The organism is Vibrio lamellibrachiae (genome assembly GCF_050337265.1).
GTDB classification, from domain to species: domain Bacteria; phylum Pseudomonadota; class Gammaproteobacteria; order Enterobacterales; family Vibrionaceae; genus Vibrio; species Vibrio kyushuensis.
This window is the reverse complement of record NZ_JAKJSU010000010.1, coordinates 1-15336: the sequence shown is the minus strand read 5'-3', so window position 1 is coordinate 15336 and position 15336 is coordinate 1. Positions and strand designations below refer to the sequence as shown.

Genomic DNA, 15336 nt, shown 5'->3' with positions numbered 1-15336 from the left:
TTTTTTTATTCCACTTATAAATCAATTTTGAGAAGTTCCTTATGGCGATGCTTGAATACACACCACCGACTGACCCTTGGATCGATATTGTCTATGAAGATGACGATATCTTGGCTGTTAATAAACCACCGGGTTTGTTATCTGTTCCCGGTCGACTTGCTGAGCACTACGACAGTATGTGGAGCCGTTTGGTGGTGGAGTATCCCGAGATTCAAGTGGTGCACCGCTTAGATATGTCGACTTCCGGTCTAATGCTGCTGGCAAAAAATAAAGACGCCGAGCGCTCGTTGAAGAAGCAGTTTCAATATCGTTTAACACATAAGATCTATTATGCTCGTGTGTGGGGAAATGTAGATCAAGATGATGGCGAAGTGGATCTACCGCTTATCTGTGATTGGCCAAACAGACCAAGGCAGAAAGTCTGTTTTGAGGATGGTAAACCGTCCCAAACAAAGTATCAGGTCGTTGAGCGTGAAGAGAAGACGTCGATAGTTCGGCTTCTTCCTATTACAGGGCGTTCTCATCAGCTTCGTGTTCACATGCAAGCGTTGGGTTATTCCATCGTTGGTGATGAGTTTTACGCTCCCCCTGAGGCGCTTGAATTTAGCCCTCGCTTGGAGCTTCATGCTGCAGAGTTGAGTTTTTATCATCCAGCGACGAATAAACGCCAAAGTATTTTTGTTCCGTGTGATTTTTACCAAGATGCTGAAGAGCAAATTTGGCAACACTTTGAGTGCCCAGAGGAGCTACCAGACTACAAAACACTGCCACGCTGTTAGTCTTAGATTTAGTATCAATTAAATGCCTGTAACCCAAATAAGGAAGTGATATGACCGTGCCAGTAGTGGTGTTTTTAGATAGAGCGACGATCCCAACTCAGATTAAGCTGGCTACGTTGCCGTTTGAGCATCAGTGGATTGAGTATGATTACACTACGCCTGATGAAGTCTTTGAACGATTAGAGAATGCGGACATCGTCATCGTCAATAAAGTGGTATTGAATGCGGACGTTCTGGCTAAATTACCTAACCTGCGTTTAATTGCGGTATCGGCAACAGGTTACAATAATATTGATACTGAGTTCTGCCAAAGAGCGGGTATAGCCGTGACTAATGTTCAAGGTTATGCCACTCAATCAGTTCCTGAACACGTCATCGCTATGTTATTCACACTAAGACGTAACTTAGTTGGTTACCATCAAGATATCGCAGTTGGTGAGTGGCAGCGCAACAAGCAGTTCTGTTTTTTTACTCATCCAATTGGTGATATTGCTGGCTCGACACTGGGTATTATTGGCAGTGGCGCATTAGGGCAAGCGACGGCTGCGTTAGCTAAAGCTTTAGGAATGAAGGTACTGTTTGCGGAAAGAAAGAGCTCATCTCAAAAAGGGATGATGGATTGCCGTGAAGGTTATCTTCCTTTCGAGCTGGTACTGCAGCTTTCTGATGCGATTACTCTTCACTGCCCACTCAATGATCAAACTGAAAATCTTATCTCTACTGCTGAACTCAAGAAGATGAAAGCCAATGCTATTTTGATCAATGCGGGGCGAGGCGGTCTCGTCGATGAGCAAGCGTTAGTGGACGCATTAAAGTTTGGTTTGATTGCTGGCGCTGGCGTCGATGTTTTTACTAAAGAGCCTGCCGATGAAGATAATCCGTTACTAGCGAACATGGACATGCCTAATCTATTGCTGACACCTCACGTGGCGTGGGGTAGTGATTCTTCGATTCAAAAGTTAGCCGATATTTTGATGGATAATATTTCAGTCTTTAATGACGGACGAGAGCAAAACAGAGTTGTATAGAAAACAAAAATGCCAGTCGAGAGACTGGCATTTCTATTTAATATTCTTGTAGCAACGTGGATTAGCTGGTTGTAACTGGCTGCTCAACTTTTGCTGAATCTTCACCATCAGCGGTTTTGTCCACTAACATAGAGATAGCGCCGTCACCGGTAATATTACACGCAGTACCAAAGCTGTCTTGTGCCATGTAAAGAGCGATCATCAGCGCAAGTTCTGCTTCACCAAATCCAAGCATAGAAGCCATTAAGCCTAACGCTGCCATTACTGCGCCACCCGGAGCTCCCGGAGCTGCAATCATAGTAATGCCTAGCATCATGATAAATGGAATCATGCTAAAGAAAGATACCATTTCGATATTGCTGCTTAGTGCCATTACTGCTGTTGCACACAGAACTAGCGTAATTGTAGAACCTGATAAATGGATAGTTGCACATAGTGGGATGGTAAAGTTGGCAATTGGCTCCTTAACTCCATTTTCTTTCGTTTGCTTTAGCGTCACAGGAATAGTGGCTGCTGAAGACATGGTTCCTAGTGCAGTAAAGTAAGCTGGAAGCATTGTCTTTAGAGCTTTAACCGGTGACTTTCCGTTTACAGTTCCTGCAATCACATATTGAATACTGATCCAGATCCAGTGCACCACAATCGCTGTTACTAATACTAAACCGAAGGTTTTAAGAGTAGTAAATACAGTGCCTTCAGCGGCCATATTAGCAAAAACACCCGCGATGTAGATTGGTAGCATAGGGATGATGATTTTGGCTAGCAGCAGGTCAATGATACTGCGTCCATCATCCGCGAACTGTTTTAGCGTTTGGCTACCAGTAACCGAAATACCGATACCAAATAGGAATGCTAGAGCTAGCGCTGTCATTACGCCAAAAATAGCAGGGATCTCAAGGCTGATAAATCCAGTGAGTGCGCGTTGAGCTTCGATATCCGGAGCGGCACTAGGAGATAAACCTGATAGAACGATCGTTGCAGCAAGGAAAGCAAGACAGCCCGCGATGACGGTTGAACCGTACGCTAGTCCAACTGTTTTACCAAGTAGATTGCCAGAGTTTTTAGGCAGGCTTGCAATACCACTGGTGATGTAAAATAGAATGATCAGTGGAATGGAAAACCCGATCAGTTGGCCACCGATTTGCTGGAACGTAAGAAACAGACGAACGAGAATATCTGGTGCGAATGATCCGACTAATATACCGCCGACAATACCGGTAATGAGTTTTACGACAAGGTTCATTATTGAACTCCTAATTGAATTTATTATTTTGTAGGGCTTTGTTATCAAGTGATGATGTATCACTAATTTTTTATGCGGTGGAGTATAGAGTTTATCGCTGGATTGTTTTGTGATTGGAGTGCTTTGCTTACGATTTGTAACGGTTTTGTTTGGTAATGTTGGTGGGATGTTTTGTTTTTATGGTTTTGGTTGGATATTCGTTTCACTATGCTTTAAGTGGAAAGTGATAGATAAAAAAATAGCCGGCTTAAGAGCCGACTATTTGATGTTCAGGTACTGTGATTAATGCTAATTATAAAGCGGCAATCGTTGCCTTTTGCTCTTCAAGTTTAACCAAAGTCTCTTTATAGCTTTCAAGTTTTTCACGCTCTTTAGCGATAACTACTTCAGGTGCTTTAGCAACAAAACCTTCGTTACTCAGCTTACCTTCGATACGCTTTACTTCACCTTGAGTCTTAGCTACTTCTTTATCTAGACGAGCAAGCTCTGCATCTTTGTCGATAAGGCCTGCCATTGGGATCATTAGCTCAGACTTGCCAACCAGTTTAGTCGCACAAGCAGGAGTCACTTCGCCATCGGCAAGAACTTTAATTTCGTCTAGTTTTGCTAGAGAATTCAAAACAATCTTGTTCGCTTCAATACGAGCAGCATCTTGCTCGTCAGCGACTTTGATCATTACTTCTAAGCCTTTGCTAGGTGCAATGTCGTACTCTGCACGTAGATTACGGATAGCGGTAATGAAAGTTTTTACCCATTCGATGTCATCAACAATCTCAGCATTGAAGTTCGCTTCATTAAACTGAGGAAGTGCTTGAGTCATGATAGTCTCGCCTTCTACACCGTCAATCAGTGGCTTAACGCTCTGCCAAATCGATTCAGTGATGTAAGGAAGAATAGGGTGAGCAAGACGAAGCGTTTTCTCAAGAACAGTGATCAGCATGTAGCGAGTAGCTTGCTGTTGAGCTTCTGTGCCTTTCCATAGAACGGGCTTAGTTAGTTCTAGGTACCAGTCACAGAATTGGTTCCAGATGAATTCGTACAGCGTGTTTGCAGCCATATCTAGACGGTAGTTGTCTAGGTGAGCGTTGAACTCTTTTGCAGCAACTTCAAACTGAGACTCGATCCATTTATCTGCTAGAGAGAATTCCATATTTGCACGATCTTCAGCTGATAAAGTCATGCCACAGTCGTGCTCTTCTGTATTCATCAGCACGTATCGGCTTGCGTTCCATAGCTTGTTACAGAAGTTACGGTAACCTTCAAGACGCTTCATATCCCAGTTGATGTCACGGCCAGTAGAGGCCATTGCAGCAAGAGTGAAACGTAGTGCGTCAGTACCGTATGGTTCGATGCCATCTTCAAAAGTTTTACGTGTCGCTTTTTCAATCTTCTTAGCAAGCTTAGGCTGCATCATGTTGCCACAACGCTTCTCTACTAGCTCTTCAAGACCGATACCATCAATCATATCGATTGGGTCAAGTACGTTACCTTTAGACTTCGACATCTTGTCGCCGTTCTCATCACGGATAAGGCCTGTCATGTAAACCGTCTTAAATGGTACTTGTGCTTTGCCGTCTTCATCTTTACAGAAGTGCATGGTCATCATGATCATACGAGCAACCCAGAAGAAGATGATATCAAAGCCTGATACCAATACATCTGAAGGGTGGAAGGTTTTCAGCGCTTCAGTATCTTCAGGCCAGCCTTGTGTGCCGAATGTCCAAAGAGCAGAAGAGAACCATGTATCGAGTACATCGTCGTCTTGGCGAAGTACAACAACAGGCGCTAGGTTGTTTTTCTCACGTACTTCTTCTTCTGTACGTCCAACGTAGACTTTACCATCGTTGTCATACCAAGCTGGAATACGGTGACCCCACCAAAGCTGACGAGAGATACACCAATCTTGAACATCACGCATCCAAGCAAAGTACATGTTTTCGTACTGTTTAGGTACGAACTGAATATCACCGTCTTCTACCGCTTTAACCGCTGGTGCAGCAAGTGGCGCTGTGCGAACGTACCATTGGTCCGTTAGCATTGGTTCGATAACCACACCGCCACGGTCACCGTAAGGAACCGTTAAGTCGTGATCTTTAATTTCATCAAGAAGACCAATTTCTTCAAATTCAGCAACGATTGCACGACGAGCGGCAAAGCGTTCCATACCGTGGTATTTAGCTGGAAGTTCAGTTGAGTAAACATCGCTCTCTTCACCATTGGTATTGAAGATTTCCGCTGCATCGCGGATATCACCGTTAAAAGTCAGAATGTTGATCATTGGTAGGGCGTGACGCTTGCCTACTTCGTAATCGTTAAAGTCGTGAGCAGGAGTGATTTTCACACAACCCGTGCCTTTTTCCATGTCTGCGTGCTCATCACCAACGATAGGGATAAGACGGTTAACAACAGGAAGAAGAATCTCTTTACCGATAAGATCTTTGTAACGAGGATCTTCAGGGTTGACCGCAACGCCAGTATCACCAAGCATGGTTTCTGGACGAGTGGTAGCAACAACAATGTAGTCTTTACCATCAGCCGTTTTAACGCCATTGGCTAGCGGGTAACGGAAGTGCCACATGAAGCCTTTTTTATCTTTGTTTTCTACTTCTAGATCAGAAATCGCAGTGTGTAGCTTTGGATCCCAGTTAACTAGGCGCTTACCACGGTAGATAAGATCTTCTTCGAAAAGACGAACAAATACTTCTTGAGTTGCCGCTGATAGACCGTCATCCATAGTGAATCGTTCACGATCCCAATCGACAGATGCGCCTAAACGACGAAGCTGCTGGGTAATAGTGCCACCAGACTCTGCTTTCCAATCCCAAATCTTATCGATAAACGCTTCACGACCGTAGTCATGTTTCGTTTTACCTTCTTCAGCGGCAATCTTGCGCTCAACAACCATTTGGGTTGCGATACCTGCGTGGTCGGTACCCACTTGCCAAAGGGTATTTTTGCCCTTCATACGTTCAGCACGAATCAAGGTATCCATAATGGTATCTTGGAATGCGTGACCCATGTGCAGGCTACCAGTAACGTTTGGTGGCGGGATCATGATGCTGTACGCTTCTTTTGAAGTGTCGCCGTGTGGCTTAAAGTAGCCTTTTTCTTCCCAAGCTTGGTATAGCGCTTGTTCGATAGATGTTGGGTTGTATGTCTTTTCCATAGTGCTCTTAAATCGGTACTGTGAATTAGTAAATGTGGTCAAACTTTATAAGTGAAGGATCTACGGCTGAAATGATTAGGCTAAGATCGCTTTAACTATAAGGTTTGACTATGGATGCTGTATCTCGATTGTTTGCAGATTAAAACCTGCTTGTCGGTAAATTTTATACCTTTCTCGAGCTAGCTGCTTGGCATTTTCCTCGCAAGGAACGAAGTCTACCACCTCTGAGAACTGCTTCGCAAAGGTTGTATTATTATCCGCCAAATTAATTACGATCTGACGATTCCACGTAGGCTTTACATTTTGGTGCCCAATCTCGATGTTGGTACCATATTTTGGTCCTTCACCAACGAGGTTATGAGCGACAAAGTGCTCTGGTTCTGATTGCCAAAAAAGTTCAGCGATACGTTCCGCGTGAATTTTACCATGGCCATTTAAATATACTTTGGCGCCTTGCTGAGCAAAGTGTTTACTGAGAAATAGCACGTAATCATCAAAACCAGCTTGGCTTGCTTGAGGACTCTTTGGGCTGACGATGTAAAATGTAGCGTTGGCCATATTATTCTCAGTGAATGAGGTACATTACTTTTGATGAAATTAAAGATAATAAAAAAGGGCCTCGCGGCCCTTTTTTGAAGATTACTCTTCGCCTTCTTGGCCACTTCGATTCAGTAGGAATTGGACAAGTAATGGGACTGGGCGACCGGTTGAACCTTTCGCTGCGCCAGATTTCCAAGCCGTTCCTGCAATATCAAGGTGTGCCCAGTGGTACTTCTTAGCAAACTTAGATAAGAAACAACCTGCGGTAATTGTACCTGCAGGACGTCCACCAATATTTGCCATATCAGCAAATGGGCTCTTTAGCTGTTCATGATACTCATCAGCCATTGGCATACGCCATGCGCGATCGCTCGCTTGCTCTGAGGCATTCACTAGTTCGTGAGACAGTGGATTGTGGTTTGAAAGAACCGCACTGATGTGATGACCTAACGCCATAACACAAGCGCCGGTTAGCGTAGCCACATCAACCACACACTCTGGTTCAAATCGCTCAACATAAGTCAGCGCATCACAAAGAACCAAGCGTCCTTCGGCATCCGTGTTAAGGACTTCAACTGTTTGACCGTTCATCGTTGTTAAAATGTCACCAGGGCGGTAAGCATTGCTACCCGGCATATTTTCACAACCAGCAAGTACGGCAGTTACATTGATTGGCAAGTTTAGCTTAGCCAATGCCTTCATGGTACCAAACACAGAAGCTGCACCACACATGTCATACTTCATCTCATCCATGGCTTCGCCTGGCTTAAGAGAAATACCACCTGAATCAAACGTCAGGCCTTTGCCGACAAGTACGATTGGCTTCGCATCTGGATCCGCGTGACCTTTGTACTCCATGATGGACATCATAGATTCGTTTTTCGAACCACGGCCAACTGCAAGGTATGAAGTCATACCCAACTTCGCCATCTCTTCTTCACCAATGATCTTAGTGGTGACGGTTTCATAGTCATCGGCTAAGCGACGAGCTTGAGAGGCAAGGTAAGCCGGGTTTGCGATATTAGGTGGCATATTGCCAAGATCTTTCGATGCTTTTACACCAGAAGAGATCGCAAGACCATGAGCAATGGCTTTTTCACCTTGGCTTAGCTCACGACGTGTTGGTACATTAAATACTAACTTACGTAGTGGGCGGCGTGTCTCAGGCTTATTACTCTTGAATTGATCAAAGGTATATAGGCCGTCTTTGGTCGCTTCAACCGCTTGACGAACTTTCCAGTAAGTATCTCGGCCTTTAACGTGCAGTTCAGTTAAAAAGCAAACTGCTTCCATAGAACCTGTTTCGTTAAGTGTGCTGATGGTTTTTTGAATGATTTCTTTATATTGGCGCTCACCAAGTTCACGCTCTTTACCACAACCGACTAACAAAACACGTTCAGATAGAACACCCGGTACTTGATGCAGTAGTAGCATCTGACCTGGTTTTCCTTCAAGATCACCGCGGCGAAGCAATGAGCTGATATAGCCATCACTGATTTTATCCAGCTGTTCTGCTACTGGAGAAAGACGTCTTGGTTCAAACACTCCAACAACGATACATGCGCTGCGTTGTTTCTCTGGACTGCCACTTTTTACATTGAACTCCATGCGTACTCCTACATCCTGAAGACAAATAGAACTAAATGTTAGATAATGCGAGCTTACTTGTTGAATCCATGCTTGGAACTACGTTTTAATTAAGCGAACTAACAGTTAGTGAAAATTTTAAAAATAAAAGGTTCAACGGGAAATTATAGTGATTCAACCAAAAAAACAAGTTTTCTATAGGTACTTTCAGCGTGATTATTGTTAGATATTTGATCCGCGAGACACTCAAAAGCCAATTAGCCATCTTTTTTGTGCTTTTTTTAGTGTTTCTCAGCCAAAAGTTTATCCGTGTACTGGCAGAGGCATCTGACGGTGAAATACCTGCACGTATGATTTTATCCATTGTCAGTCTTAACATGCCCACCATGGGTTTGTTGATGCTGCCGCTCAGTTTGTTTATCGGTATTTTGCTCACTTTTGGTCGTTTATATGCAGAAAGTGAAATAACCGTAATGAATGCGACGGGAATTGGTAATAAATTTCTGATTCAAGCTGCGCTGTACTTGGCCATTATTACGGGCTGTCTTGCCGCATTTAACTCATTTTGGTTGGCACCTTGGAGCCAAGAGAAAGAAACACAGCTAATGGAGCAGTTGGAATCGGAAAATACCGTAGACCTTCTGAAAAAAGGGACATTTCAGCGCACACCTGATGGGTCATCGGTTGTGTTTATCGATGATATCCAAGATAAAAAGCTTGAAAATGTGTTTGTCGCTCAGCTTCGCCCGAGTGGCACGATCTTACCAAGTGTTATGTTTTCGAATTATGGTGATGTAAAAGAGACCAGCGATGGTCGACAAGTTATTACCATGCACGAAGGTATTCGCTATGAAGGCATTCCTACTCGCCTTGATTATCGTAATACAACGTTTGATGAATATGATGGATTAATTGGTCAACGAGACGTGAAGCCGAAAGGACGTGACTGGGAAGCTAAATCAACACTAGCACTAATAAAAAGTGGTGATAAAAGAGCGCAGGCTGAATTACAGTGGCGTATTTCTTTAGTGCTTTGTATACCACTATTAACCATGTTGGTGGTTCCGCTCTCTGCGGTAAACCCTCGTCAAGGCCGCTTTGCTAAAATGGGCCCTGCGATACTAATTTATCTAGCGTACTTCTTATCAATTAGTGCGACGAAATCCGCTATTGAAGATGGCTCTATCCCTGTGATGGTTGGTATGTGGCCAATTAACGCTGGATTGCTCTTGGCTGCGATAGGGGCGAATATGGTGGATAGTATTCCTGTTCGAAAATTCAAAGATCAGATCAGACAAAAAAAGGTGGCGAAAGCAAGTGTTTAAGATTTTAGACTTATACATCGGTAAAACGATTATTGCGACTACCTCACTGGTTCTGACTACCTTTGTCGGTCTGTCTGCCATCATTAAATATGTTGAGCAGTTAAGAAAGGTGGGCGACGGAACTTATGATCTTGTTCAGGCCTTACTGTTTGTTGCGTTAAGTATTCCGCGCGATATTGAAATGTTCTTCCCTATGGCAGCTTTACTTGGGGCGCTAATCGGGTTGGGTATGCTCGCTTCAAGCTCTGAGCTTGTTGTTATGCAAGCCTCCGGTTTTTCGAAGCTCAATATTGGTATGTCGGTATTAAAAACGGCTGTACCATTGATGATTATCGTTACTTTATTGGGGCAATGGGGCGCACCACAAGCGCAAAAAATGGCTCGAGATTTACGTGCATTTGCAACCTCTGGTGGTCAACTGCTCTCGGTCAGAACTGGGGTTTGGGCTCGTGATGCTAATGACTTTATCTTTATTGGCAAAGTCGACGATGACCAATTGCACTCATTGAATATGTGGCGATTTGATGCGGATAAGCAATTAGAAACCGTGGTTTATGCCAAATCTGCTAATTACCTCCAAGATAATGAGTGGCTGATGAGAGATGTTCAGGTGACGGATATGCGTGATGGTATCGAGTTATCTAAAGACATATTAACTGAATATCGTTGGACGACTTCACTTGAGCCGGATAAATTAGCGGTTGTAACAGTAAAACCTGAAGAATTGTCTTTAACAGGCTTGTTTGACTATGTCGGTTATTTGAAAGCTTCTGAGCTTGACTCTTCTCGTTATGAACTGGCATTGTGGCGTAAAGTGACTCAACCTTTCTCAATTGCGGTAATGATGTTGATGGCGTTGTCCTTTATATTTGGTCCACTACGGACTGTGACCATGGGCGCTAGGATACTTTCTGGCGTGATCGCTGGGTTTACTTTTTATATATCTAGTGAGTTCTTTGGACCGCTAAGTTTGGTTTATGGTATTCCACCAATGTTTGGCGCCGTTGCACCTAGTCTCGTATTCCTCTCTGTTGCTTTGATGTTGCTGCGTAGAAAGCTCTAACAATCAGAACGCAATAAAAAAGGAAGCTAATTAATAGCTTCCTTTTCTTGTTTTTGGGGAGTGGTTATTTAATTTGCTTTTGGTAATACGACAACCTTTGTTTTCGCCCAGATATCTTGGAAACCACGCTTTTGGGGATCGAAAGGAACAGTAAGGTTCGCCAGACCAAATGCAGACGTAGCCAATCGAATTAAAGCCTGTGTCACGCTAATTGCACCACCTTGTTCATTTTGGATTTGAAGCTTCCAAGCTCGCATCCCTAAAGTTTGCCCTGCACGAGTCCAAAAGAAGACAAAAAAGTAAACGGCGATAGCGACAAGGTAAAAGGTATAAATAGGGCTCCAGATAGGGTGATTACCGAGTAAGTCACTGACATCGATATAAGGCGCGTAATTCACAGCGCCAAGAGCAACCAACGCTTCTAAGATTGCAACAATCAATCCTCCTGACATCATTAATATTGCCATCACAATTAGTGAGTCATAGAAAAGAGCACCGAAACGGCGCATTAGTCCTGCTGGTGGTAGGGTATTGGTTGTAGTCATAATTGATTCGTAAGTCTGTAAATACTGCGGCAAGAATATAGTGTTGAGCGACCAGAAGGAAGAGAGCAAACGCACAGGTTGTTATTTCCTGGTGAAATTATCATCAAACAAAAGCTTTTCAATCTTTTAGGCTTGCGAAGAAAGTGATGTTACGTATAATGCCAACCATCGAAAGGGGAAACCCTAAAGATGCCGGTATGGTGAAATTGGTATACACGACGGATTCAAAATCCGTTGCCTTCGGGCGTGGCGGTTCAAGTCCGCCTACCGGTACCATATTTAAATGATAAAGCCTCAGTTAACGCTGGGGCTTTGTTGTATCTAGTACTTTCGTTTTTGGCTTGTTGTCTAAGTTAGCACTATATTGAGGAGTCTTATCTCCATTCTTTAAGCGTGTAATAACGTACTAGGTGTAATTTGGTGTAATCAAAGAGGAAACTAAAGCTAAACCCCAGTCTTCCCGTCGTTCGACTCTTTAACTGTAATACTTTTAAAACAACCCCGTGTGCTAGCCATCGATATAGCGTGGTCATATTGACTTTAATGACGAGCTAATGTCACATGCCGTTACACTGAGTGGAATTGTTGAAGCTTTACATCTAGTGCCAGACAATGAACAATCCTTGTATACTGAATAAATTGCGTGAATAACATATTAAGCTCTAGGAAAAAATAGTGCCTTTAACTGGAAAATTATGACCAATACAGCAAACAAAAAATCTAATCCCTTGTTCGAAATTGCCTTTAACGTTTTTCTTCCTTCTTTTATTCTGATGAAATTTAGTGGTGATGAACATCTTGGTACCGTAGTGGCGCTCGTTGTCGCTTTGGCCTTTCCTGTTGCCTATGGTGGAATGGAGCTAATTCGTAATAAGAAGTTCAATTTTATCGCCGCATTGGGTTTCGTTAGTGTGTTATTGACTGGTGGCATCGGCCTGCTAGAGCTTGATACTCGCTGGTTGGCTGTTAAAGAGGCTTTAATTCCGGGCCTGATCGGTTTAGCTGTATTAATTTCTACCTTTACTCGTTATCCAATCGTAAAGAAAGTCATTCTAAACGACACCATATTGAACCTATCTTTAATCAGAGAGCGTTTATCTCAAAGAGGAAATGAAGCAGCATTTGAACGCTGCTTAGTGGTTTCGAATTATTTATTTGCGAGTACGTTTGGTTTTTCATCAGTGATGAACTATTTTCTGGCAACTTGGATTGTGACCAGCCCTGCGGGTACTGTCGCGTTCAATGAAGAGTTAGGTAAGTTGACTCTATATAGTTACCCAGTTATCGCAATTCCAAGTATGTTGATGATGTTTGGTATCTTCTATTACTTGTGGCGTCAAATTCGCTCAATGACCTCATTGGATACGGATCAAATATTTCACGCTAACTAGTACCCTTATTAGTTTTCATACAAAACAGCAAAGCCTCGACTTCATCGGGGCTTTTTTGTGCCTATTACTTAGAAATTACAACCTCAACATTGATGCACTCAGATTCATCCAACACAACCCTTTTATGTGACGAATCGTATAGAGTGTTGTTATTCCACTTAAATTTGATGAGTGACCTGTCTAACAGATGTCAAAAATAGCGACTAAGAACGTTTCGCTTCTGTTTTCTATCAGCTATCTTTTATTAATGCTTATAAGGAGATAGCTATGTTTCAACTTACCCCATATCTGTTTTTTGCTGGTCGTTGTGAAGAGGCGTTAGAGTTTTATAGCCAGTGCTTTGATGGTGTGGCAACGTCAAAGCAGTATTTTCGAGATGCACCTATGCAGATCCCCGGAGCTCAGCCAGATTGGATAATGCACGCCGAATTTGAAGCGTGTGGAATGAAGTTCATGATGTCAGATGGTGTGGTAGCAAGGGAAATGTCAGGGAATAATATTGCGTTATCATTAGTACTGGATGATGTAGACCAACAGGCTCGTATATTTGATAAGTTAATGGAAGGTGGTCATGTGATGATGCCTATTTCAGATATCTATTCAGGTGCCAAATTTGGAAAAATCGAAGATATGTACGGTGTACGTTGGTTACTTTACTGTGAACTAGAGGCGTAACTATATTTAGACTAAGGTTGCCCTAACTTCTCTAATCATCTAATGGGTGTGTTTTCGGATAAACTTCGTTAATATTTGAGTAGGTATCGATAACTAGAATGTATATTTGTGGCCAGTATTAAAATTTCGGTTGATAGACTTCAACCAGGGTTACATGTTCGACTGCCAGTGAAATGGAACGATCATCCCTTCTTATTTAATAGCTTTATGATTAAAAGCGAAGATCAGATCCGAATGATTAAACATTTGGGTATTCAACACGTCTTCATTAATACCTCCCAAAGCGAGACTCAGCCACTACCGGCTAATCAGCCCGCAAAAGAGCCAACTGAAGAAGATGCACAGGTTGATATAGAAGCCAAAAAACTTTGGGAAGAAAAACAGAATAGGATAGAAGAGCTTGGGGCTTACCGTCGTAAAGTGATCAAGTGCGAAAAGGAATTTGAACGCTCACTTGCTCAAATGAGAGCGGTGATGAACAAAATTCGTAATAGGCCTGAAAAAGCGGTAGATGAAGCTTTGGCTTTAGTCGACGGTATTGTAGATAAGCTTCTAAATAATGAAGGCGTCACATTACACTTAATGAACAGTAAAAGTGAAGTAGAAGACATTTACTTCCACTCACTTAATGTTTCGGTCATCGCAATGATGATCGCTAAAGCAAAAGGCATGGATGCACAGCAGATTAAAGATATCGCTTTTGCTTCTCTTTTTCATGATATGGGAAAAATAAAGGTACCGGCTGCGATCATTCGAAAACAAACGCCGCTATCTACACCAGAAATTAACTACCTTAAGCTACATACTAAGTATGGGCTTGATTTAGCGATGAACATGGAGACCTTTCCTGAACCAGCCAAAATCGTAATTGAACAGCATCATGAACTTAATGATGGGTCAGGTTATCCTAATAAGCTAAAAGAGAAAGAGATCGATGAGTTAACTCAAGTCGTCTCTGTTGCCAATGCGTATGACAATCTTTGCCATCCAATGAACCCTGCTGAGCAAAAAATACCGTATATTGCGCTTTCTCACTTATATAAGAAGTGTAAGCACCTTTATAGTAACGATAACTTAAATGTACTGATTAAGTTTATGGGGGTGTATCCACCTGGAACCGTTGTTCAGCTGTCTAATGAAATGGTTGGGTTGGTCATTTCGGTAAACTCTAAGCACATCCTGTTTCCTAATGTTCTTATCTACGATCCATCAGTTCCAAGAACTCAAGCTCCTATCATTGATCTAGCAGAGAAGGAGATAAAGATAGTGAATGCCATTTTACCTAATAAACTCCCTGATAAAGTAAAAGAGTACCTAAACCCTCGCTCAAGGGTTTCCTACTTTTTCGATAGTGATGATTAGATTTAATTTAAATAACCCAATTTAATGTTGAAAACTCACGTTATCCACAGGGTTTTGTGAGTAATCTGTGTGCGTGGGTGGAATAACTCGTGAGTAAATTAAAGCCTGAATGATAAGTAATCATTCAGGCTTTTTTATTGAAAAAAATGCCATTTACCTCTTGCCATCAACGTCGAACTATCTATAATGCGCATCCACTGAGACGGCAGACGCCACAAGGCTTCAGCAGTAATCAGTTAGACGGAAAGTCTACGAGAATTAAATTTCGAAAGTGTTTGACACTGACGATTATCTCGCTAGAATGGCCGCCTCTTCCAAGTGATGTAAATCACAAAAGAAGAACGCTCTTTAACAATTTAAACCTATCAATCTGTGTGGGCACTCGTTGATGAGAATCCAAAATGTTTTTACCTTGGTAAAAACAGTTTCTTCGGAAACACTTGGGCTTCAATGAACTGAGTGACCAATACGAATAACTGCTTGCAGTTATTTGGCACAGTCAATTCATTACCATTCTGTTGGAATGGTAATAGCTTTAAAGTTACATATTTACTTCGGTAAATATTAGTTTTGAAGTCAGTATTCATTGAGCCGACAAAATCTTAAATTGAAGAGTTTGATCATGGCTCAGA

The 15336-nt window shown here is 42.5% G+C and carries 12 protein-coding genes and 1 tRNA gene; 8 read left to right on the top strand and 5 right to left on the bottom strand.

The genetic code is table 11. The features are described 5' to 3' along the window. Positions 1–41 precede the first annotated feature (41 nt). Together rluA and L4C54_RS16730 are read left to right on the top strand one after the other, a co-directional pair. Positions 42–779 carry a bifunctional tRNA pseudouridine(32) synthase/23S rRNA pseudouridine(746) synthase RluA gene (gene rluA, locus L4C54_RS16735; RefSeq protein ID WP_428809077.1) on the top strand — a complete coding sequence of 246 codons (738 nt, stop codon included), beginning with the start codon at positions 42–44 and terminating at the stop codon, positions 777–779. Between the two features lie 50 nt (positions 780–829). Then, entirely contained in the window at positions 830–1807 is a 978-nt protein-coding gene (locus L4C54_RS16730) for a D-2-hydroxyacid dehydrogenase (RefSeq protein WP_428809076.1), read from the top strand. Between the two features lie 61 nt (positions 1808–1868). Here the strand turns inward: L4C54_RS16730 and L4C54_RS16725 are convergent, their stop codons facing one another. The 4 genes from L4C54_RS16725 to pepA all read right to left on the bottom strand — a co-directional run bounded on the left by L4C54_RS16725 (position 1869) and on the right by pepA (position 8364). Further along, positions 1869–3050, bottom strand: a complete 1182-nt coding sequence (locus tag L4C54_RS16725) for a dicarboxylate/amino acid:cation symporter (protein ID WP_428809075.1) — start codon at positions 3048–3050, stop codon at positions 1869–1871. A 292-nt stretch (positions 3051–3342) separates the two neighbouring features. Then, the gene (locus L4C54_RS16720) at positions 3343–6216 is read right to left on the bottom strand and encodes a valine--tRNA ligase (RefSeq protein ID WP_428809074.1); all 2874 of its coding nucleotides are present in this window, start codon (positions 6214–6216) and stop codon (positions 3343–3345) included. 108 nt (positions 6217–6324) lie between these two features. Continuing rightward, positions 6325–6774, bottom strand: a complete 450-nt coding sequence (locus tag L4C54_RS16715) for a DNA polymerase III subunit chi (protein WP_428809073.1) — start codon at positions 6772–6774, stop codon at positions 6325–6327. 81 nt (positions 6775–6855) lie between these two features. Beyond that, positions 6856–8364, bottom strand: coding sequence for a leucyl aminopeptidase (pepA, locus tag L4C54_RS16710; RefSeq protein WP_428809072.1), 1509 nt, complete (start codon positions 8362–8364; stop codon positions 6856–6858). A gap of 191 nt (positions 8365–8555) precedes the next feature. Between pepA and lptF the strand changes: the two genes are divergently transcribed. Further along, the gene (gene lptF / locus L4C54_RS16705; RefSeq protein WP_428809071.1) at positions 8556–9668 is read left to right on the top strand and encodes an LPS export ABC transporter permease LptF; all 1113 of its coding nucleotides are present in this window, start codon (positions 8556–8558) and stop codon (positions 9666–9668) included. Further along, entirely contained in the window at positions 9661–10731 is a 1071-nt protein-coding gene (lptG, locus tag L4C54_RS16700) for an LPS export ABC transporter permease LptG (RefSeq protein ID WP_428809070.1), read from the top strand. The genes lptF and lptG overlap by 8 nt, the downstream gene beginning before the upstream one ends. A 68-nt stretch (positions 10732–10799) precedes the next feature. Here the strand turns inward: lptG and L4C54_RS16695 are convergent, their stop codons facing one another. Then, positions 10800–11276, bottom strand: a complete 477-nt coding sequence (locus tag L4C54_RS16695) for an RDD family protein (protein WP_428809069.1) — start codon at positions 11274–11276, stop codon at positions 10800–10802. 191 nt (positions 11277–11467) lie between these two features. Here L4C54_RS16695 and L4C54_RS16690 point away from each other — a divergent pair. The 4 genes from L4C54_RS16690 to L4C54_RS16675 all read left to right on the top strand — a co-directional run bounded on the left by L4C54_RS16690 (position 11468) and on the right by L4C54_RS16675 (position 14704). After that, a tRNA-Leu gene (locus tag L4C54_RS16690) sits at positions 11468–11552 on the top strand. A gap of 419 nt (positions 11553–11971) precedes the next feature. Continuing rightward, positions 11972–12667 (top strand): VC0807 family protein, encoded by a 696-nt coding sequence (locus L4C54_RS16685; RefSeq protein WP_428809068.1) that lies wholly within the window; start codon positions 11972–11974, stop codon positions 12665–12667. Between the two features lie 267 nt (positions 12668–12934). After that, the gene (locus tag L4C54_RS16680) at positions 12935–13342 is read left to right on the top strand and encodes a VOC family protein (protein ID WP_428809067.1); all 408 of its coding nucleotides are present in this window, start codon (positions 12935–12937) and stop codon (positions 13340–13342) included. 108 nt (positions 13343–13450) lie between these two features. After that, positions 13451–14704 carry an HD-GYP domain-containing protein gene (locus L4C54_RS16675; RefSeq protein ID WP_428809066.1) on the top strand — a complete coding sequence of 418 codons (1254 nt, stop codon included), beginning with the start codon at positions 13451–13453 and terminating at the stop codon, positions 14702–14704. The last annotated feature ends 632 nt before the right edge of the window (positions 14705–15336 follow it).